Genomic DNA, 19,791 nt, shown 5'->3' on the forward strand with positions numbered 1-19,791 from the left:
GACTCAACCCACTCGGCAGTCTCTTCCGGATCACGATCAGGCAGCTGGTTAGTCAACCCGCTGAGGATATGGGAGGTATCTTCTCCTGCAGCCATGGCAGCCTCTTTTCATCTTTGAATGCGTAGGCGATGTTTTCGGATGGTGAGAAAACACTTTTGCCATTCGAGATTAGAGAGGCGCGGACGTACGATGCAATTATGACTGGCCAAGCGAGGAGAACACCGTGAGTACCCCTGATCAGATCCGAAAAGTCGCCGTCGTCACAGGAGCCGGTTCCGGCATCGGGAGGGAGGTGGCCCGGCAGATGCTGGCGGACGGCTACCGGGTGGCACTGGCCGGCCGCAGGGAGGAGCAGCTGAAGGAGACCGCCAAAGGTCATCCGGACGCGCTCGTGGTCCCCTGCGACGTCACCCGGCCCGACGACGTCGAGCGGCTTTTCGAGGCAGCCCGCCAACAGTGGGGGCGGGTGGATGTGCTGTTCAACAACGCCGGCGTCTTTGGTCCGGCGGCCGGTGTTGACGAAATCAGCCTGGCGGACTGGAACGCGACGCTGGCGGTGAACCTCACCGGATCCATGCTGTGTGCTGCCGCAGCCGTCCGGACCATGAAGGCGCAGGAGCCACAGGGCGGGCGGATCATCAACAACGGCTCCATCTCCGCGCACTCACCGCGGCCACGGACCGTGGCGTACACGGTCACCAAGCACGCGATGACCGGGCTGACCAAGAGCATTGAACTGGACGGGCGCGGCTACGGCATCACGTGCGGACAGATCGACATCGGCAACACGGCCACGGAGATCATGGACACCATCGGCGTCGGTTCCGGGGCGTTGCAGGCGGACGGCAGCCGCAAGGTGGAACCGATGTTCCCCGTGGCGGACGCGGCGCGCGCAGTGCTGCTGATGGCCAACATGCCGGCCTCGGCAAGCGTGGGTTCCGTGGTCGTCACGGCGGCCGGAATGCCCTTCATCGGCCGCGGGTAGATCGGCGGCCCGCCCGGGCGCTAGAACGGCAGCAGTGCCGACAGGTCCGCGCGCAGGCCGGACGCTGCTACCTTGCCCGCGCCCACGGCGTCCGCCCAGTCCAACTGGCCCGTGACCATCGCAAGCCAGGTGGCGGCGTCGCACTCAATGACGTTGGGCGGGGTGCCGCGCGTATGCCGCGGGCCCTCCACGCACTGGGTGACGCCAAACGGCGGCACCCGCACTTCAACCGAATTACCCGGCGCCCGCGCCGTCAGCTCCTCCAGGGAGTACCGTACGGCAGTTGCCAAGACGGTCCGCGGCAGGGGAGCGTCCGACGGCGGCCGGGCGGCTTCCAGCCACGCGTTCAGCGCTGCTTTGCCTTCCTGGACGTCAATACGACGACGGGCTACGGCCATGCTTTCAGTCTTCCTTCTGCATCGGTTGGGGAGGGTCAGTCCAGGAGCGCGGAAACCGCAGGCCCCAGCCGGATCTTGCCCACCGGATGGCCGCCACCCAGCACGGGTTCCACCACTTTCTCCAGGGCGCTGGCAACGCCAGGGATCTCGACGGCGCCTGCTGCGGCAAGCAGGGTCAGGGCCACCAGCGATGTTGCCCGGATGTTCCCGTCCAGGACCTTGACGGCGACGGAAACCCCTTGGGGCGTGGCCATGGCCAGGACGCCCTCGGCCCCGATCTTGGCGATAATCTCCAGCTCGTCCATCACCAGGGTGTTGGCCTCGCCGCGGCCCTGCACGGCCCACGGGTAATCGAGCATCGAAGTGGCGATGGTGGCCGCCCTGGCGCTGTAGCTCTGGTCACCGGGTGCTTTGGCCAGCTGGGAGTAGGCCCGGGCCAGGCCCTTGAGCGAAACAGCTGCCACGGGGGCACCGCAGCCATCGATTCCCAGATGGGCGATCTTCTCACCGGTGTATTCCTCAATGACGCTGCGCACCCGCTGCTGCAGCGGGTGGTTGGGCTCCAGGTAACTGTGCGTGTCCCACCCGTTCTCCGTGCAGGCCCAAAGGAACGCGGCGTGCTTTCCGGAACAGTTGTAGGCCAGCCGCGACTTCCCCTTTTCGGAGCGCACCAGCCAGTTCCGGGCCGTTTCGTCCTGCGGCCAGGCTTCGGGGCACTGCAGCTGGTCTTCACGGACGCCGGCCGCTTTGAGCATGCCCGCCACCACGTCCATATGGTCCAGGGAGCCGGTGTGGCTTCCGCACGCAATGGCCACCTGGGCGCCGCGCAGCGGAACCCCGGACTGCATGGACGCCAGCGCCTGGAACGGCTTCAGGGTGGACCGGGCATAGATGGGCGTATTGATGTCGCCAAGCTCAGTGACTACCGAACCGTCGGCGGACAGAAGGACGGCAGAACCGATGTGCCGCGACTCCACAAAGCCGCTGCGTTCGATCACGGCCAGTTCGACGGCGGAGTCCACGGTAAAGGTTGCGTGCGGATTGTGCGGCATGATGCCAGTCTATGGGCCCGTTCCGCAGATTCCCGGGCAGGGCGGCGGCAGGCGGCTGGGCATCTACTGCACGGTGACCATCACCGACTGCCACCCAGAGGCGCCGTCAGGCACGGGATCCGCGCGCTTGTCCGTCTGGACCTGGCCGGTCCCGTCCGTGGCCCGGACCTTGATGTAGTGCGGACCGGGCGTGGCGTCCCACTCATAGGACCACTGGCGCCAGGTGATGGTGGAGGCTTCTGCGGAAAGGGTGGCTTCCCCCCAGTCGCCGTTGTCGACCTGGATTTCCACCTTGGTGATGCCGCGGGTCTGGGCCCAGGCGGTACCACCCACGGCGACTTTGCCGGCCGGCACTTTGGCGAAGGACTTGGGCACGTCCACGCGTGCCATGGTCTTGATGGGACCACGCTCTGACCAGCCGCGCCCGGTCCAATAGGCCTTGTTGTCCGCGAAACGGGTGACCTCCAGGTCCACCACCCATTTGGTGGCGGAGACAAAGCCGTAAAGGCCTGGAACCACCATCCGCACCGGATAGCCGTGCTCCAGCGGCAGCGGTTCGCCGTTCATGCCGATGGCCAGCATGGCATCCCTGTAATCCTGCAGGACCTCCAGGGGAGTGGAGGCGCTGAAGCCGTCGATGGACTTGGACAGCACCATATCGGCACCGTCCTTGGGCCTGGCCCGGGCTAAGACCTCGCGGATGGGAAGGCCCAGCCATTTGGCGTTGCCTGCCAGGTTGCCGCCCACGGGGTTGGAAACGCAGGTGAGGGTCACGTGGGATTCGATCAGTTGCGCGTCCAGCAGGTCCTGGAAAGTCAGCGTGACCTCCTGCTCCACGAGGCCGTGGACGCGCAGCTGCCAGTCATCAATGTTGATTTCGGGAACGCTCAGGGCCGTATCGATGCGGTAGAAGTCGTTGTTGGGTGTCAGCCACGGGGTGACGCCCGGTACCGGGGACTGGACCCCGGCCGGTACGGGGGACGCCGCCCTTGCCGGCGACGGCAGCGAGAGCGCTTCACGCGCCCTGGTGACGTTGCTTCGGGCGGCGCCCAGGAGCCGCCCGCCGGTGGCGGCGATGCCGGCGGCCACGGCGGTAACCCCGGCAGCAGCAAAGAAGCGCCGGCGGTTGGTGCCTGCACCCTGCTGCCGGGCGTCGTCGTCGTCCGCTTGGTCCGCCGGTGCTTCCGGCCAGGCCTTCAGCCCCCACAGCGGCACCATGAGCCGGCGAAGGACCACCAGTCCGGCAACCGTCCCCAGCACGGACGGGATGGCGTCCGCGTCGCTGACGCCGGAGCGGGTCACCACGCAGGCCACGATCACGGCCCCCATGAACAGGACCCCCAAAACCCCCAGCGCCCACTTCCGGTAGGCCAGCACGCCGAGAATGCAGGCAAGCACTGCAATGGTCAGGCCCATGCCCACGAACAAGGCGGCCTTGTCGTTGGTGCCGAAGGTGGCGATCGCGAAGTCCTTCAGCCCGGGCGGCGTGAAGTCGATGAAGGTGGACCCCAGGGCAAACAGCGGGGTTGCCCTGGCGGTAAAGAATGCGCCAATCAGCTCCGCAACGGCAAGAACGACGGCGGCTGCCACCACGCCTGCCAGTGCGGCCATGGGGGCGGGGCCCGTCATCCGGTTTCGAAGCTTTGTCATGGTGGTGGTTCGGAGCGGGCGGCAGCGCGGATTGACCGGGCGGACGGGGAAGGACACAGCTTAGGAGCAAAAAGGGTGCACAAAGTACCCTTGGACACTGTGAAGGTACTCGTCATTGGCCCCGGAGGCCGCGAACACGCCATTGTCCGCTCCCTGCTTGCCGACCCCAACGTGTCCGAAGTCCACGCGGCGCCCGGCAATGCCGGCATCAGCAAGCTGGTCCCCACGTACGACATCAACGGCAACGATCCGGAGGCGGTTGCGGAGCTGGCCACCCGGCTCGCCGTGGACCTGGTGGTGGTAGGCCCCGAGGCTCCGCTGGCCGCAGGTGTCTCCGACGCCGTCCGCGAAGCCGGTATCCCCGTCTTCGGACCCAGCAAGGCCGCCGCCCAGCTGGAGGCTTCAAAGGCCTTCGCCAAGGAAGTCATGGCCGAAGCCGGTGTTCCCACCGCGATGGCCATGGTGGCCACCAACGCCGAGGAAGCGGCGTCCGCACTGGACACCTTCGGCGCGCCGTACGTGGTGAAGGATGACGGCCTCGCTGCCGGCAAGGGCGTAGTGGTCACCAGGAACCGGGAGGAAGCCCTGGCCCATGCGCAGTCCTGCTTCACCGCGGGCGGTTCGGTTGTGATCGAAGAGTTCCTGGACGGTCCCGAGGTTTCCCTCTTTGTCCTCTGCGACGGCCAGAACACCGTGGCGCTCTCGCCCGCCCAGGACTTCAAGCGCATCTTCGACAACGATGAGGGGCCCAACACCGGCGGCATGGGTGCCTACACCCCGCTGGAGTGGGCGCCGGAGGGCCTGGTGCAGGAGGTCCTCGAAAGGGTAGCCCAGCCCACCGTCAACGAGATGGCCCGCCGCGGAACGCCCTTTGTCGGCGTCCTGTTCGTCGGCCTGGCCCTCACGTCACGCGGGACCCGGGTCATCGAATTCAACGTCCGCTTCGGCGACCCCGAAACGCAAGCGGTCCTTGCCCGGCTCAAGACCCCCCTCGGCGCTCTGCTGATGGCAGCGGCCAAGGGCGAACTGGACAAGGCAGAAGAGCTGCGGTGGGCCAAGGAAGCCGCGGTCGCCGTCGTCATCGCCGCCGAAAACTACCCGGACAAGCCCCGCACCGGCGACCGGATCCGCGGGCTCAAAAAGGTGGAAGCCCTTGACGGCGTGCACGTCATCCACGCCGGAACCGCCCTGGATGCGGACGGCAAAGTAATTTCCGCCGGCGGCCGCGTCCTGGCCGTCGTCGCCCTGGGCAGCGACCTGGTGGAGGCCCGCGAAAAGGCGTACGACGGCGTGGAGCTGGTCCAGTTGGAAGGCTCGCAGTTCCGCACCGACATCGCCCGCAAGGCCGCCCGCGGCGAAATCAAGGTTCCGTACGGCGCCACGGGCTCGATGCCCATCGTGAAAGCAAAGGCCTGACATGACTGAAACCCCGGAGAACCGCGGCTACGCCACCGATACCCTGGACCTGCCCGGCTGGAAGCACATCTATTCCGGCAAGGTCCGCGACCTCTACGAACCCGCGGATGAGTCCATCCTGCAGCGGCTTGGCCAGGACTGCGTGCTGGTGGTGGCCAGCGACCGCATCAGCGCCTACGACCACGTGCTGTCCAGCGAAATCCCGGACAAGGGGCGCATCCTCACCCAACTGAGCCTCTGGTGGTTTGACCAGTTGGGCGTCGAACACCACGTGCTCGGCTCCACCCTGGAGGACGGGGTCCCGGCTGAGGTTGAGGGCCGGGCCATGATCTGTAAAAAGCTGGACATGTTTCCGGTGGAGTGCATTGCCCGCGGCTACCTCACCGGGTCGGGCCTGCAGGAATACAAAGCCTCCGGCACGGTCTGCAATATCCGGTTGCCGGAAGGGCTGGTGGACGGATCGCGCCTGGAGCATGCCATCTTCACGCCGTCGGCCAAGGCCCTGATCGGCGAGCACGACGAGAACATCACCTACGACGCCGTCGTGGCCCTGGTGGGGGACGACATCGCTGCCCGCCTGAGCGAGCTGACCCTCAAGATCTATACGACGGCGGAAAAGATCGCCCGGGAGCGCGGCATCATCCTGGCGGACACCAAGGTGGAGTTCGGGTACGACGCCGTCTCCGGGTCCATCACGCTGGGCGACGAGGTGCTGACCCCCGATTCCTCGCGGTTCTGGGACGCAGCCACCTACAAGCCGGGCCAGGCCCAGCCGTCCTACGACAAGCAGTACGTGCGCGACTGGCTGACCTCCGCCGAGTCCGGCTGGGACAAGTCATCCGACACCCCGCCGCCCGCGCTTCCGGCGGACGTGGTGGAGCGTACCCGCAGCCGGTACGTCGAGGCGTACGAGAAGATCACCGGAAAGACTTTTTCTTAAGATCTGGCAAGAGCCAGGCAAGCCCGCCGTTCCCGGTCTTGCCTGGCTCTGCTTAACTCGCTTTCTGGTTTGTGGGCCCGTGGTCAGCTGGCTTTGGAAGCAGCGGCCGCGCGCTTCTGCGCAAGTTTGATTTCGAGGATGGCATCCAACGCCTGTTGCACCCGGTCCTGGGCACCGGCAGTCGCGAAGGCCTTCTGTGCCTCCTCCAGATGCACGAGCGCTTCGTCCGGTTCCCCCGAGGCTTTGAGCGACTTGCCCAAGAGAAGGGAAACTTCTCCCGCAGTGTGCTTGGCAAGCTCTGCTCGCTCAGCATGGATTTCACGAAGTTTTTCGACGGCGGCCACGATATCTCCGGTCAGGTAGAGCCACCGGGCGCGGATAAAGGCGACCTCCAACTGATCCGACTTATTTCCGCCAACGATCGACAACGCCAGCTCGGCTCGCTCAATCGCCGATAGTGTCTCTGGCTCAACGATTCCCGAGGAAAGTCGGACCGCGGCAGACGCCTTGTTGAACCGCGCCCACAGTCCTATGTCGTTAGCGGGCGAAAGCAGACGGGCCGCCCGCTCGTGATGCCGCACGCCCTCGGCGTAGTCATGCCGCATGAAAGCCACGTTTCCCACCACCCAGGCAACCTCGCCCGCGAGTTGGGTCATCGAGAGCTCGTCGACGTGGTCGATCATGGCCTGGCAATACGTCCAGGCCTCGTCCAACCGGCCGCTTTCGGCCAGGGCACCGATCAGAGCATGGTGGGCGTTAATGATTAGTGTGGACCCCTTAGGGAGCTGCCTGGAAAGGTCAACAGCCTGGATTCCCTGATCGACAGCCAGGCTTAGCTGACCCTGGCCCTGATAGATACCGGCCAGCATCTGATGTGCCCGAACGGCTAATCCGGCCGATTCTCTGGCCATGGGGTGCTCCAGCAAGTGCTCCATGATTTTCTGGGCTTCGCGCCAGTTTCCCTGTTTGATCAGGCACTCGGCCTGCATATAGGTCATGTTCCACCATGCACTGGTGTTCCGGCCTTCCAGGGCAATCTTGGCAGCTGTGGCAGCGTGGCTTGCGGCCAATGGATAGTCACGCAAGTCCCAGGCCTGGCGCGCATACAGGCCAGCCAGCACGTATTCTGCATCGCTGACGGAAATAGGCTGGCTCCATGCTTCAAGAGCTTTCGGTGCCAATTCCAACCGGCGGGCCAATTCTTCAATGACCTCGGCTGTCGGCTCCCTGCGGCCGGTCTCAAGCAGGGAGATATAGCTGGGTGAATACAGGTCTTTGCCCAGTTCGGCCTGCGTCAGTCCACGCTCAAGGCGCTCCGCGCGGAGCTTTTCTCCGAACCCGTTGCCCACGCGTTTCCTCCTTCTGGACACTTGGGCCATCGAATGCTTGACAGCCCCTGTGGAAAATATTTTACAATGTGTGTCAACAAGGACAGTGCTGGCTTTGTAACGAATCCGACTCGTATAGAGGAACTTATATGTTCAAGAAAATCGCAACCGCGGCCGCCTTGGCTGGGGCCCTGGCTTTTTCTGCGGCGGCTCCGGCCGTACTGGCTTCAGGTTCCGTCGCCGACAATTCGGGCGTGTCGGTAGCTGTTGGCAACTGGCCTGACCCCGCCTCCGCAAAGGTGAAGAAGGACAAGAAAGCCGATACTACCCTCACTACCTACGTGGGCAACTGGCCTGATCCCGGATAAACAGCTTCCTCGCAACAGGAGGCGAAGACGGCCCTGGAGCAACAGCTCCGGGGCCGTTACTTTTAAGTGGGAGCCCTGGTGGTGCGCCGTTGCTGTAACCAGATCGAGACGCAAAAAGAGGGCCGCCGCAAGGAGACCCTCTTTTCGTTATGGTCGGGATGACAGGATTTGAACCTGCGACCTCTTCGTCCCGAACGAAGCGCGCTACCAAGCTGCGCTACATCCCGATCCGCTGCAAAAGCAACTTTACAAGGATAGCCGATCCAGCGTCCCGATGCGAAATCCTGGACGGCAACCGGTCTCCCGGACCTCAGACCAGCGAATCCTTCCACGCCCCGTGCAGGTCAGCGAACCGGCCGCCGCCGCCAATCAGTTCTTCGGGCGTGCCGTCCTCCACGATCCGTCCGTCGTGGACCACCAGGACCCGGTCTGCCGTCTCCACTGTGGAGAGTCTGTGGGCGATGATCAGCGCCGTCCTCCGCGCCGCTTCCGTCCCGGCCAGCAGCCTGGCCAGCCCCGCCTGCACCAGGCGTTCGGACGGGATGTCCAGCGAGGAAGTGGCTTCGTCCAGGATCAGCACCGCCGGGCGGGCCAGGAAAGCCCTGGCAAAGCTGATCAGCTGGCGCTGCCCGGAGGAGACCCTGCCGCCTCGTTTGTTGACGTCGGTGTCGTACCCCTCGGGAAGTTCCAGGATGAACTCGTGCGCGCCCACAGCCTTGGCAGCTTCTTCGATTTCAGCACGTGACGCCTCGGGCCGGCCCAGGGCGATGTTGTCCGCCACAGAGCCGCTGAACAGGAAGGCTTCCTGCGTGACCATGACGATGTTCCGGCGGAGATCGGAAGTGGCAAGGTCCCGGAGATCGACACCATCCAGGGTGAGCGTGCCGGAGGTGACGTCATAGAACCGGGCGATGAGCTTGGCAAGGGTCGATTTCCCGGCTCCCGTTTGGCCCACCAGCGCCACGGTCTGGCCGGCCGGGATGTGCAGGTCCAGGGTGGGCACCACCTCGGGGCCATCGCCGTAGCGGAACTCGACGTCGTTAAAGTCGATACGCCCGGTGGCGCTCGGCAGGGCAACCGGGTTCCTTGGCGGCCGGACCGTGGGCACCTCTTCGAGGAGTCCGGAGACCTTCTCCAGGGCTGCCTGGGCACTCTGGAACGAGTTGTAGAACATGGCCATCTGGTCCACCGGCTGGAAGAACCGCTTGGTGGACAGAATGAGGGCCAGGAGGACGCCTACTGCGAGGTCGCCGCCCAGCACGCGGAACCCGCCGAAGAGCAGGACGATGGCCACGCAGACGTTGCCGATCAGCACCAGGCCCGGCTGGAAGATGCCATTGAGGTTGATGGAGCGGACGGTAACCAACCGGTAGTCCTCCGCCAGCTTTCCGTAGCGCCCCGAGTTCTCCTTCTCCTTGCGGAAGGCCTTCACCGCGCGGATGCCGGTCATGGTTTCCACGAAATGCACAATCAGCCGGGCAGAGACCACGCGTGATTCGCGGAAGGCGATCTGCGAGTGCTTCTGGTACCAGCGGGCCAGGAAGAACATGGGCACCCCCGCGGTCAGCACCAGCAGCCCGCTCCGCCAGTCCAGGGCGAAGATGGTGGCGGCGGTGAAGGCCATGAACAGCATGCCGGAGGCCAGGGAACTGACGCCCGAGTCGAGGAGCTCACGCAGCGCCTCCAGGTCAGAGGTCTGCCGCGCGATAATCCGGCCGGACGTGTACTTCTCGTGGAACTCCAGGCTGAGCCGCTGGGTATGCCGAAAAACGCGGACGCGGAGATCCAGCAGCATGGCCTGGCTGAGCCGCGCCGTAGAGGTGACGTAGAGAGCGGTGAGTCCCGCCGTCGCAATGGCTGCCAGCAGGTAGGCGACGCCGGTGAACACCAGCGGTAGGTTGTCGCCGGCCTGGAGGGCGGGGAGGGCATGGTCGATGCCGAACGCGATCAGGGCGGGGCCCGCCACGCGCGCAGCCTGGGAGAGCACCACCATGGCAATTGTCAGCCAGAACCGTCCCCGCACCGGACGGATCAGCGACGCCAGCAAGGCGAGCGAGCGCCGTCGTACCGCCCGGCTCTCCGCCTTGCTCAGGTGGGCGTTGTCTTCGTTGGCTGTGCCGAACGCTGCGGTGCTCATCGGGTCACTTCCTCGGACTGGTCCTCAAGCGCCGACAGTTCGGAGTCCAGGTCCCGCGGCTCCCGGTCCAGGCTGGCGATTACATAGCGGTAGTGCTGGTTGCGGGCCAGCAGTTCGGTGTGCGTTCCGACGGCGGCAATGCGCCCGTGTTCCAGCAGCGCGACCCGGTCAGCGAGGGCCACGGTGGACGGCCGGTGGGCCACGATGAGGGTGGTGGTGTCCTTCAGCACCTCCCGCAGCCGGGCCTCGACCAGTTCCTCCGTGTGGACGTCCAGTGCGGAGAGGGGATCGTCCAGGACCAGGACGCGCGGGCGGGCGGCGATGGCACGCGCCAAGGCAATGCGTTGCCGCTGGCCGCCGGACAGGCTCAGGCCTTCCTCGCCGATCAACGTGTCCACGCCCTGGGGCAGCGAGTAGGCGAAGTGCGCCTGGGCTACGTCCAGGGCCTCGTCCAACGCCTCCTCGGAGCGGACCGGGGCGCCGAGCAGGACGTTGTCCCGCACGGAGTTTGAGAAGAGCGTGGTGTCCTCGAAGGCCACTCCCACGATCCTGCGCAGTTCCTCCACGTCGAAGTCCCTGATGTCGACGCCATCGATGCTGATGCCACCGCTGGTGACGTCGTACAGGCGCGGCACCAGTTGGATCAACGCACTTTTGCCGCTGCCGGTGATGCCTACCAGGGCCATGGTTTCCCCGGGCCGGACAGCCAGGTTGATGTCGTTGAGGATTGGCTTGTCCGGAGCGTCCTCGAAGGCGAAGGTTGCCTTCTCGAAGTGGAGCGCACCGGTCAGTTCATTTGGCCGCCGGGGTTCGGCAGGGCTGGTGATGGTGTTCCGGGTGTCCATCACTTCGTAGTGGCGGTCGACGGCGGTCTTGGCAGTGAGTGCCATGGCCAGCAGCATTCCGGAGAATTCCACGGGGGAGGCGATCACTGCCGCGGTGGCGAAGAACGCCACCAGGGCGCCGATGCTCAGTTCGCCGCTGGCGCACAGCATGACACCCACCACCAGTCCGGCGCCCAGCGCGAGCTCGGGAAGCAGGGTGACCACCATGGTGAACGCAGCCTGGTGGCGCGCCTTCTCGATCTCCGTCTGGCGCAGTTCCTCCGCCTGCTCGTTGAAATTCTCAAGGGCTTCCCGGCTGCGGCCGAACGCCTTGAGCACGCGGATGCCGTGGACGGATTCCTCCACGGTGGTGGCAAGGTCGCCGGCCTGGTCCTGGCTGCGCCGTGCAACCTTGCTGAACCGGGTGCGGAACCGGAAGCTGTTGATGGTGATGGGAACGGCCGCGGCAAGGAAGATCAAGGCCAACTGCCAGCTCATCATGAACATGGCCACGATGCCGATGACCACGGTAAGGGTGGTGACCACCAGCATGATGGCACCGAAGGCCATCCACCGCCGCAGGAAGTTCAGGTCCGTCATGGCCCGGGACAGCAGCTGCCCGGAGCCCCAGCGGTCATGGAATGAGACTGTGAGTTCCTGGAGGTGGTCATAGAGCGAAACCCGCATCCGGGTTTCCACGGTGGTGGCAGGGTTGATGACGAACTGTCGCCGAAGCGCCACCAGTCCCGCCTCGGCGACGCCCAGGACCAGGATGATTCCCGCGGAGGCCCAGACCGCCTCCGCCGTGGCCCCCGGCTGCAGGGCCGTGTTGACCAGGACCCGCAGCACCTGGGGGATGGTCAGTGCCACCATGCTGGCCAGGAGCGCAGAAAGAAGGCCCAGTAAGAGCCTGGGGATGATGGGCCGGACGTGCGGATAAAGGCGGCTGATGGAACGGAAAAAGGGAGTCTGCTTGGCCATGCCCGCTTCTCAAGCTCTAAAACGAATGTAGTTTCCTCTAGCAACAACCCTATGCCATGGAGTGAGGCGACTCACAGAGCTGTGGGCGTCTGCCGGGTGCTTGCCCAGTTATTCAAGTTTGTAATGCGATGGTCAGTTGCGGGAGGTCAGCGTCAGCAGCACGGCTTCCGGCTTGCAGGCGATCCTCACCGGGGCGAAGCGGGAGGTGCCGATGCCGCCGGAGACGTTGACCGGCGTCGTACTTCCATTGCTTGACCAGTCGTTCAGGCCCTTGGCGCGCCAGGTGGGAATATCGCAGTTCGCGATAATCGCACCGTACCCCGGGATGCACAGCTGTCCGCCGTGCGTATGGCCGGCGAGCAGGAGGTCCGCGCCGTTGTCGGTGAAGTGGTCCAGCACCCGCTGATACGGCGCATGGATGACGGCGATCCGGAGGTGGTCGTTTGAGTCCTGGTTGACCGTTCCCCGGGGCCAGCCGGCGTACCGTTCCCGGTTCAGGTGCGGATCATCCACACCGGAGAAGTCGAAGCGCATGCCGTTGAGCACCACTGACTGGTGGCGGTTGGTGAGGTCCACCCAGCCGCTCATGCCGAAACCCGAACGCAGCCGGGGCCAATCCAGGGCAACCGGCTTGGGCTTCACCTTGGACGGTCCCAACAAGTAGGACGCGGGATTCTTGGGGCTGGGCGCGAAGTAGTCATTGGAACCCGGGACGAAGACGCCGGGCAACCGCAGCAGCGGCTTCAAGGCATCCAGCAGCGGGTCCACCGCTTTGACGTGGCTGAGGTTATCTCCGGTGTTCACTACCAGGTCCGGCCGGAGGTCCGCCAGTGACCCAAGCCAGTCAGCCTTTTTCTTTTGCCCGGGCACGAAGTGGATGTCGCTGAGGTGCAGAATCCGGAAAGGGTCCCTGCCCGGCGGGAGGATAGCCAGGGTTTCCTCGCGGAGGACGAACTGGTTCTTCTCCCACAGGCCGTACCCGAAGGCGGCCATTCCGGCCGCGGCCCCGGCACCGGCAGTGACGGCAAAGCCGCGCCCGATCGAACGGGCGCGGCTTGCCAGGCTATCGATACTCATGCGCGCTTAGCCCTTTCCATTGCCATTGCCGTTTCCGTTGTTGCTGGGGGCAGGCGCCGGCGCCTGGGTGGCGGGAGCCTGCGTTGCCTGCGGGGCGGGGGCCGGGGCCTGGGTTGCCTGCGGTGTGGTGGTCCTTCCAGGCGAGGTAGTGGTGGTGCCGCTGATCATGTTGCTCGGTGGCGCGGGGAAGGGGTTGGTCCCGTACGCCGGTGCGATCTTGGCCATGTAGGTGGAGAACATGGGTCCTGCAATCATGTAGCCGTCAATGCCCTGGTAGAACTTCCCGTTGACGGTGATGTTCTGGCCGGCGCGGGTCTGGCCGCCCAAGGGGTCACCGAACCAGGCAGCGGTGGCCAGGCCCGTGGTGTGGCCGACAACCCAGGTGGAACCGTTGTTGTTGGACGTACCGGTCTTGGCCCCAATGGGGAAGCTGGTACGGGTGGAGATCCGGGGCTGGATCAGCGACCCCGAACCCCGGTTAAGCACTTCCTGAAGCGCGTAGTTCACGCCGCGGGCAACCTCGGGCTTGATCGCATCGCGGCAGCTGCTGGACTGGGCCGGGAGCTGTTTGCCCGTGGCGTCGACCACCGCGGTAATGGCGATGGGTTCGCAGTACTTGCCGTCGTTGGCGAAGGTGGCAAATGCACTGGCCATGGTCAGCGGCGACGTCTGGGTGGAACCCAGCAGGTTGCCCAGCGTCATCATGTCCACCTTGGGGTGCGCCTCGCTGCCGTCCGCGGAGGGCAGTCCGCTGTGCAGGCCTACCGCGTCGACGATCTTTTGGATGCCGCAGAAGTCCAGCTGGGCTGCCGAAGCAAACGTCACGGTGTTGATGGAGTTGTAGAGGCCCTCGAGGACCGTCAGCGGCTTGTACCACTGGGGCTCCGCGTTTTGGAGGTCGTCCGCCGCGCCCAGGGACTTCTGCGCTGTGTTGTACGCGCCGTTGACCTTGCCGCAGGTGTTCTTCCACGGGTAGTTGAGCGGGTAGACGCGCTGGGCTGCATTGACCACCGTGTTCATGGTCTTGCCTTCGTTGAGCCACTCGGCGAAGGTGAACGGCTTCATGGTGGACCCCGGCTGGAAGCCGCCGATGCCGTTGAGGTCGTTGCCGTCCTTGTCCAGCTTGTCCACGTTGAAGTTCAACTGGGAATCAAAGCCCTGGCCGGGCAGGAACGTGGTGTTCTGGGCCATCGAGATGATCTTGCCGGATCCCGGCTGCACGGACACCATTGAGGAGCCCCACTTATCGGGGTTGGCCCCCGCGGCTGCGTTGACCTGTTCCTGGGCCGTGGCCTGGGCTTTGGGGTCCAGGGTGGTGGTGATGGTCAGGCCGCCGCCGTAGATCAGGCGCTGGCGTTCCTTGACGTCCGCGCCGTAGGCCGTGTTGTTCTCCAGCAGGTGCAGGATGTAGTCACAGAAGTACGGGGCGGAGGCGGCATAGGCGCAGCCCTGCTTGGGCTGGGTCACCTTGGGCTCCACCGGCGTGGCCACGGCGGCCTCATACTCTGCGGCCGTGATCTTGTTCTGGTCCTTCATCAGGCCCAGCACCAGGTCACGGCGCTGCTTGGACTTCTCCGGGTTGGTGATGGGGTCGAAGGCGGAGGGGCTGTTCACCAGGCCGGCCAGGAGCGCCGCCTGCGGCAGGGTCAGGTCCTTGGCGCTGGTGCTGAAGAAGTAATGGGATGCGGCCTCAATGCCGTACGCGTCACGGTTGAAGAACACGATGTTCAGGTAGCCCTCAAGGATCTGGTCCTTGGTGAACTCCTTCTCCAGCGCGATGGAGAGCTTCATCTCGCGAAGCTTGTCGCCCACACCCTTGTTGACGCCATTGAGCTTGATCTGGTCCTCTTCGCCGGCAGCGGCGAGGTTGGCATTGAGGACGTTGTTGACGTACTGCTGCGTAATGGTGGACGCGCCCTGCTTGTTGCCTCGGGCGGTGGCCACCAGCGCGCGCAGGATGCCGGTGGTGTCCACGCCGCCGTGCTCGTAGAACCTGCTGTCCTCCACCGCGATGATGGCGTTCTTCATGTTCGGCGAAATCTGGTCCAGCGGAACCTTGGTGCGGTTCTCCGTGTACACACTGGCGATCTCGCTGCCGTCCGCAGCCAGAATCCTGGTGGTCTGGCTGGGCGGATCAACCTTCAGCTCCGCCGGAAGGGAATCGAAGAAATCGATCGAACCGCTTGCCGCACTGCCGGAAACGGCCGCGGCAGGGACCAGCAGGCCCGCCACGAGGACACCGCAAATCGCGCTCACACCAAGGAAAAGAAGGATCTTACCCAGTGTGGTGGCAGTGTCGAATAAGGGGTTCTTGCGAGTCGCCATGTTTTCCACTTTACCGGCAAGGGCTACGCTTTCTCTCATGACCAAATGGGAGTACGCGACGATTCCGCTCATCATCCACGCCACAAAGCAGATCCTGGACCAGTGGGGAGACGACGGCTGGGAGCTTGTCCAGGTAGTCCCCGGACCTGACGGCAACGGCCTTGTCGCCTACCTCAAGAGGGAGAAGCAGTAGCATGAGCACCCCCGCAGAAGCCCAGTCCAGCGCCGCAACGGCGCCAGTATCCGCCGTCGAACAGCGCCTCGCGGAACTCGGCCTCACCCTCCCTGAGGTCGCCGCCCCGGTGGCCGCCTACGTTCCAGCCGTCATCTCCGGCAGCCACGTCTATACCTCGGGCCAGCTGCCGTTTATTAACGGCAAACTCGAAGCTACGGGCAAGGTATCCGCCGGCACGGAAGGGTTCGCCGACGAACCGACCGTTTCCCCCGAGGATGCCCAGCGCTACGCGGCCGTCTGCGCTGTCAACGCCCTGGCCGCCGTCAAGAGTGTTATCGGGGACCTGGACCGCATCACCCGCATCGTCAAAGTTGTGGGATTCGTCGCTTCGGACCCGTCCTTCACGGGCCAGCCCGCCGTCGTCAACGGCGCCTCGGAACTGCTGGGCCGGGTCCTCGGTGACGCCGGGCAGCACGCACGTTCCGCCGTCGGCGTTGCCGTTCTTCCGCTCGACTCTCCCGTAGAGGTCGAACTGATCGCCGAATTCAGCTAAGACCGGACACTTCCCTTGCCTCACCTCGCACGACGCCTGTTTGCACTGCCCCAGGATCTTGAAGGGGCAGCACAAAGCTGGCTCGAACACGGCGAACGGACCCCCAGGGCCGCGCGCTATGCATCATCCGTGGTCCTCCTGCGTGATTCCCCCACCGGCCTGGAGACGTGGCTGGGTTACCGGCCCGGCTCCTCGCCGCTGGGGGTCCTCGCCTTTCCCGGCGGGTCGCTTGACCCGGCCGACGACGAGCCCATGGGCTGGCTGGGTCCGTCGCCGCAGCATTGGGCTGAGCAAATGGGAATCGACGACGTCGGGCTGGCGCGGCGCCACGTCGTGGGCGCCGTCCGGGAACTCTTCGAAGAAACAGGCATCCTGCTGGCTGGTGCGGACATGTCCAGCACCGTGGAAGCCACCTCCACCTCTGAATGGATGCGTGCACGCGTGGCCGTTGCGGAACAGGAGAAGACCCTTGCCCAGGTCCTGGGCAAGCGCGGGCTCTCCCTGCGCACCGACCTGCTCAAGTCCCTGGTCAACTGGCGCAGCCCCGACTTTGCGCACCGCCGGTTCGACACGCGTTACTTTGCGGCCACCCAGCCGCTTGGCCAGGAACCGTCGCTGCTTGAGGGCAAAGGCGTCTGGGGCAGGTGGGTCAACGCCGCGCAGGTGGTCCAGGAGCGGGACACCAGCAAGCTCGGTGACGAGGCAGGCCAGGAGAACACGGTGGGCCGTCCCCTGGGCGAGCTGCTGGTCCCGGGCTCCGAGATCATGCTAGAGAAGATGGCTACCGCCAACGGCTGCATTGCCTACCTGAGCTACAAGCGGAAGCCGCACGTGTACCAGCCAACCCTGGTCGAAGAAGACGGCAGGCTGATGCTTGAAGTCGAGGCCGCCAAGACCGTGGCGGGCGACCACCAGCGCGAACGCTGATGCTTCGCCGGGCCGAAGTATAAACTCGTCACCAAAGCCACACCGGGAGCAAGGGGGCGCCTTTGCGCGCAACGGTCAAGGACGTAGCGCGCCTCGCGGGGGTTTCGCCAAAGACGGTTTCCAACGTCATGAACGGAATTGTCCCGGTCAGCGGCCCCACCAGGTTCAAGGTGGAACAGGCCATGGCGGAGCTGGATTACGTTCCCAACCTCTCAGCCCGGGGATTGCGCAACGGCAGGTCGGGCGTCATCGCCCTGGCATTGCCGGACCTGGCCACGCCGTACTCCGCCGAAATCGCCCACAGCGTGGTGGAAGTAGCCCATGAACAAGGCTGGAGCGTGCAGATCGAGGAGACGGGGTCCGATCCCACCCGCGAGTACGAATTGATGTCCCGCGCGCGGTCCAATCTGATCGACGGGCTCATCCTTAACCCGGTGGTGCTGGACGAGAGCGCCGTCAAAGTGGGCGTCTCCCTCCCTCCTGTGGTCCTGCTTGGGGAAGTGTCCCAAAAATTGGCCGACCGGGTGTGGGTGGACAGTGTCGCCGCCGCCCGGGACATGACACTGGCCCTCGGCAGGACGGGCAGGCGGCGTATCGCGGTCCTGGGAGCCGCCGAGGGCAGGGGATCGGCCGCCGCCGTCCTTCGCACCCGTGGGTACCAGGCCGCACTCGATGTACTCGGCATTCCTTGGGATGACTCGTTGATCATCCCCTGCGAAAAGTGGAGCCCCGATACTGCAGCCCGCGCACTTTCCGCTTATCTTGAGGCGCACCCGGTGCCTGAAGCGCTTTTTTGTTTCACCGATTCCATGGCCATCGGGGCCCTGAGTGTGCTGTGGAAGCGCGGCGTTCGCGTCCCCGACGACGTTGCCGTTGCCGGGTTCGACGACATCGCGGACGCGAAATACGCTGTGCCCGCACTGACAACCGTTTCCTTCGACAAGCGCCGCGTGGCCAGTGAGGCGCTGCGCCTCCTCACCGAACGCATGCAGGACCGCGGGGGCCCCCAGCGGGTGGTGGCCGTCGATTACGAGGTCGTGGAGCGGGAAAGCACGTCCGCCTAGGCACTGTCCGGGGGGCCAGCCTCCTGCCGTGAACCGAGACCGGAGGCCCACTTTTGGGAACGCTAACAATTTTTCGTTGCGGTAGCCATTACATCGATGTAATGTGAGGCGTGCGTCACACCGGGCCTGCGGGACTGCGATGAGGGACTACCGGCAGCAACGGTTGTGGCAACGGAATGACTTTCAGCGGACCCATCCAAAGGAGTGACGGGTGAAGCAGTTTGATTTTTTCGAAGGCAGGCAGCTGTCGAGGCGCGGGCTATTGTCGGGAGCCGCGGCGTTGGGAAGCGTGTTCGCCGCAGCAACCTTGTCCGGGTGCGGCGGAAATGCCTCGGCCGGGGCACCCCGGGATATCCAGTTCTGGCATCTCCTGTCCGGCGGTGACGGCATCAAGATGCAGAACATGATCAGCAGGGTGAACGATGCCAACCCCGGTTTCAAGGTGCATCCGACCGTGCTGGCCTGGGGGCCGCCCTACTACACCAAACTGGCCATGGCATCGGCCGGTGGCCGTCCCCCGCAGCTGGCCATCATGCATGCCAGCCGGGTGCCGGGCTATGCGCCGGGCGGCCTGATCGATCCATGGGACCTGGACCTGCTGTCAGAATTCGGTGTCACAGACCAGAGCTTCGCGCCAAGGATCTGGGACAAGAGCCAGAACAACGGCAAAGTCTTTTCCATCGCCCTGGATTCGCACCCCTTTGTCATGTTCTACAACCGGGACGTGGCGGGGAAGGCAGGACTGCTTGGCAGCAACGGGCAGTTGCAGGAGGCAAAGTCGCCGCAGGAATTCATCAGCATCGCGCGGGAAATGCAGAAGGTGACGCAGGCGCATGGTTTGTCCTTCGGATACCTTGGCAGCGGCTCCCAGATGTGGCGTCTCTTCTACACCCTTTACCGGCAGCACGGGGCAACCATGGAGCTGACTCCCGGCAAGCCGATGGTTGCCGACAACGAGGCCGCGGTTGAGTCCCTGGAGTTCATGACATCGCTCTTCGATGACACCATCGCGGCGCAGAGCGGCGATATCAGCACCGGAATCGCAGAGTTCGCCCGCGGCGGATCGGGCATGCTCTTCAGCGGGGTTTGGGAGCTCCCCACCTTCAAGAAGGCAAACCTGCCCGTTGACGCCGCCACCATTCCCACGCTGTACGGGACGCCGGCCGCCTACGCTGACTCGCATTCCTTCGTGCTTCCCCGGCAGCTGAATGTCGACGAAGCCAAGCGCCGCGACGTCTACAAATTCGTGAGTGACATCCTCAAAGGTTCGCTGTCCTGGGCCGAGGCAGGACACATCCCCGCCTATCAGCCGGTGGTGCAGTCCCAGGCCTACCGGGAACTTACGCCCCAGATCCATTACGCCAACGCTGCGGACATCATCGCCTACGACCCTGAGGCCTGGTTCAGCGGATCCGGCTCCGACTGGCAAACCTACTTTGCGGAGACCGTGCAAAACGTGCTCCTCGGCCGCGACAAGGCAACTGACGGCTGGGATGCCTTCGTGCGGCGCACCAACACCCTGCTTTCCCGTCCCAACCCGGTTTGAACCGCCAAGCGACACAGGAGTCCAAATGAGTTCCGTAGCAACATC

General features: G+C 64.8%; 17 protein-coding genes and 1 tRNA gene. 9 read left to right on the forward strand and 9 right to left on the reverse strand.

Annotated elements, in window-relative coordinates; all coding sequences use genetic code 11:
• The first annotated feature begins 223 nt into the window (after nt 1–223).
• Nucleotides 224–985: an SDR family oxidoreductase gene (locus ACR65J_RS10605; protein WP_440168476.1), complete on the forward strand. Its 762-nt coding sequence runs from the start codon at nt 224–226 to the stop codon at nt 983–985.
• 20 nt (nt 986–1,005) lie between these two features.
• On the opposite strand, the gene ACR65J_RS10610 is transcribed toward ACR65J_RS10605, so the two are convergent.
• From ACR65J_RS10610 to ACR65J_RS10620, 3 genes are all read right to left on the reverse strand, one after another.
• On the reverse strand, nt 1,006–1,383 hold the full coding sequence (locus ACR65J_RS10610; protein WP_440168478.1) for a sterol carrier family protein: 378 nt from the start codon (nt 1,381–1,383) through the stop codon (nt 1,006–1,008).
• Nucleotides 1,384–1,418: 35 nt separating this feature from the next.
• Nucleotides 1,419–2,435 carry an asparaginase gene (locus tag ACR65J_RS10615; RefSeq protein ID WP_440168480.1) on the reverse strand — a complete coding sequence of 339 codons (1,017 nt, stop codon included), beginning with the start codon at nt 2,433–2,435 and terminating at the stop codon, nt 1,419–1,421.
• A gap of 63 nt (nt 2,436–2,498) precedes the next feature.
• Entirely contained in the window at nt 2,499–4,085 is a 1,587-nt protein-coding gene (locus ACR65J_RS10620) for a molybdopterin-dependent oxidoreductase (RefSeq protein ID WP_440168482.1), read from the reverse strand.
• A gap of 99 nt (nt 4,086–4,184) precedes the next feature.
• Here ACR65J_RS10620 and purD point away from each other — a divergent pair, with 99 nt between their 5' ends.
• Both purD and ACR65J_RS10630 read left to right on the forward strand, forming a co-directional pair.
• Nucleotides 4,185–5,501 (forward strand): phosphoribosylamine--glycine ligase, encoded by a 1,317-nt coding sequence (gene purD / locus ACR65J_RS10625; RefSeq protein ID WP_440169082.1) that lies wholly within the window; start codon nt 4,185–4,187, stop codon nt 5,499–5,501.
• Nucleotide 5,502: 1 nt separating this feature from the next.
• On the forward strand, nt 5,503–6,441 hold the full coding sequence (locus ACR65J_RS10630) for a phosphoribosylaminoimidazolesuccinocarboxamide synthase (RefSeq protein ID WP_440168484.1): 939 nt from the start codon (nt 5,503–5,505) through the stop codon (nt 6,439–6,441).
• A gap of 83 nt (nt 6,442–6,524) precedes the next feature.
• On the opposite strand, the gene ACR65J_RS10635 is transcribed toward ACR65J_RS10630, so the two are convergent.
• Nucleotides 6,525–7,790, reverse strand: a complete 1,266-nt coding sequence (locus tag ACR65J_RS10635; protein ID WP_440168486.1) for a helix-turn-helix domain-containing protein — start codon at nt 7,788–7,790, stop codon at nt 6,525–6,527.
• Between the two features lie 128 nt (nt 7,791–7,918).
• Between ACR65J_RS10635 and ACR65J_RS10640 the strand changes: the two genes are divergently transcribed.
• Complete coding sequence (locus tag ACR65J_RS10640) at nt 7,919–8,137, forward strand: hypothetical protein (protein ID WP_440168488.1); 219 nt, start codon at nt 7,919–7,921, stop codon at nt 8,135–8,137.
• 150 nt (nt 8,138–8,287) lie between these two features.
• Here ACR65J_RS10640 and ACR65J_RS10645 read toward each other — a convergent pair.
• The 5 genes from ACR65J_RS10645 to ACR65J_RS10665 form a co-directional block, all read right to left on the reverse strand.
• Nucleotides 8,288–8,364, reverse strand: a tRNA-Pro gene (locus tag ACR65J_RS10645).
• Between the two features lie 83 nt (nt 8,365–8,447).
• Complete coding sequence (locus ACR65J_RS10650; protein WP_440168490.1) at nt 8,448–10,274, reverse strand: ABC transporter ATP-binding protein; 1,827 nt, start codon at nt 10,272–10,274, stop codon at nt 8,448–8,450.
• Nucleotides 10,271–12,079: an ABC transporter ATP-binding protein gene (locus ACR65J_RS10655; RefSeq protein WP_440168492.1), complete on the reverse strand. Its 1,809-nt coding sequence runs from the start codon at nt 12,077–12,079 to the stop codon at nt 10,271–10,273. Before ACR65J_RS10655 ends, ACR65J_RS10650 begins: the two co-directional genes overlap by 4 nt.
• A gap of 132 nt (nt 12,080–12,211) precedes the next feature.
• Nucleotides 12,212–13,156 (reverse strand): metallophosphoesterase, encoded by a 945-nt coding sequence (locus tag ACR65J_RS10660; RefSeq protein ID WP_440168494.1) that lies wholly within the window; start codon nt 13,154–13,156, stop codon nt 12,212–12,214.
• Nucleotides 13,157–13,162: 6 nt separating this feature from the next.
• Complete coding sequence (locus tag ACR65J_RS10665; protein ID WP_440168496.1) at nt 13,163–15,481, reverse strand: transglycosylase domain-containing protein; 2,319 nt, start codon at nt 15,479–15,481, stop codon at nt 13,163–13,165.
• A 37-nt stretch (nt 15,482–15,518) separates the two neighbouring features.
• Between ACR65J_RS10665 and sp36 the strand changes: the two genes are divergently transcribed.
• The 5 genes from sp36 (at nt 15,519) to ACR65J_RS10690 (ending at nt 19,746) form a co-directional block, all read left to right on the forward strand.
• The gene (gene sp36, locus ACR65J_RS10670) at nt 15,519–15,674 is read left to right on the forward strand and encodes a Sp36 family protein (protein WP_003797879.1); all 156 of its coding nucleotides are present in this window, start codon (nt 15,519–15,521) and stop codon (nt 15,672–15,674) included.
• Between the two features lies 1 nt (nt 15,675).
• Complete coding sequence (locus tag ACR65J_RS10675; protein ID WP_440168499.1) at nt 15,676–16,209, forward strand: RidA family protein; 534 nt, start codon at nt 15,676–15,678, stop codon at nt 16,207–16,209.
• A gap of 15 nt (nt 16,210–16,224) precedes the next feature.
• The gene (locus tag ACR65J_RS10680; protein WP_440168501.1) at nt 16,225–17,136 is read left to right on the forward strand and encodes an NUDIX hydrolase; all 912 of its coding nucleotides are present in this window, start codon (nt 16,225–16,227) and stop codon (nt 17,134–17,136) included.
• A 62-nt stretch (nt 17,137–17,198) separates the two neighbouring features.
• Complete coding sequence (locus ACR65J_RS10685) at nt 17,199–18,200, forward strand: LacI family DNA-binding transcriptional regulator (RefSeq protein WP_440168503.1); 1,002 nt, start codon at nt 17,199–17,201, stop codon at nt 18,198–18,200.
• A gap of 211 nt (nt 18,201–18,411) precedes the next feature.
• Nucleotides 18,412–19,746, forward strand: coding sequence for an extracellular solute-binding protein (locus ACR65J_RS10690; RefSeq protein WP_440168505.1), 1,335 nt, complete (start codon nt 18,412–18,414; stop codon nt 19,744–19,746).
• Nucleotides 19,747–19,791 lie beyond the last annotated feature (45 nt).

The organism is Arthrobacter sp. SAFR-044, from assembly GCF_059414985.1.

What these genes read in the sequence shown, in the direction of transcription:
- ACR65J_RS10620 (WP_440168482.1), bottom strand. Translation starts at nt 4,085, where the DNA reads ATGACAAAGCTTCGAAACCGGATGACGGGCCCCGCCCCCATGGCCGCA.
- ACR65J_RS10660 (WP_440168494.1), bottom strand. Translation starts at nt 13,156, where the DNA reads ATGAGTATCGATAGCCTGGCAAGCCGCGCCCGTTCGATCGGGCGCGGC.
- ACR65J_RS10665 (WP_440168496.1), bottom strand. Translation starts at nt 15,481, where the DNA reads ATGGCGACTCGCAAGAACCCCTTATTCGACACTGCCACCACACTGGGT.
- ACR65J_RS10640 (WP_440168488.1), top strand. Translation starts at nt 7,919, where the DNA reads ATGTTCAAGAAAATCGCAACCGCGGCCGCCTTGGCTGGGGCCCTGGCT.
- sp36 (WP_003797879.1), top strand. Translation starts at nt 15,519, where the DNA reads ATGACCAAATGGGAGTACGCGACGATTCCGCTCATCATCCACGCCACA.
- ACR65J_RS10615 (WP_440168480.1), bottom strand. Translation starts at nt 2,435, where the DNA reads ATGCCGCACAATCCGCACGCAACCTTTACCGTGGACTCCGCCGTCGAA.
- ACR65J_RS10675 (WP_440168499.1), top strand. Translation starts at nt 15,676, where the DNA reads ATGAGCACCCCCGCAGAAGCCCAGTCCAGCGCCGCAACGGCGCCAGTA.
- ACR65J_RS10650 (WP_440168490.1), bottom strand. Translation starts at nt 10,274, where the DNA reads ATGAGCACCGCAGCGTTCGGCACAGCCAACGAAGACAACGCCCACCTG.
- ACR65J_RS10610 (WP_440168478.1), bottom strand. Translation starts at nt 1,383, where the DNA reads ATGGCCGTAGCCCGTCGTCGTATTGACGTCCAGGAAGGCAAAGCAGCG.
- ACR65J_RS10630 (WP_440168484.1), top strand. Translation starts at nt 5,503, where the DNA reads ATGACTGAAACCCCGGAGAACCGCGGCTACGCCACCGATACCCTGGAC.
- ACR65J_RS10655 (WP_440168492.1), bottom strand. Translation starts at nt 12,079, where the DNA reads ATGGCCAAGCAGACTCCCTTTTTCCGTTCCATCAGCCGCCTTTATCCG.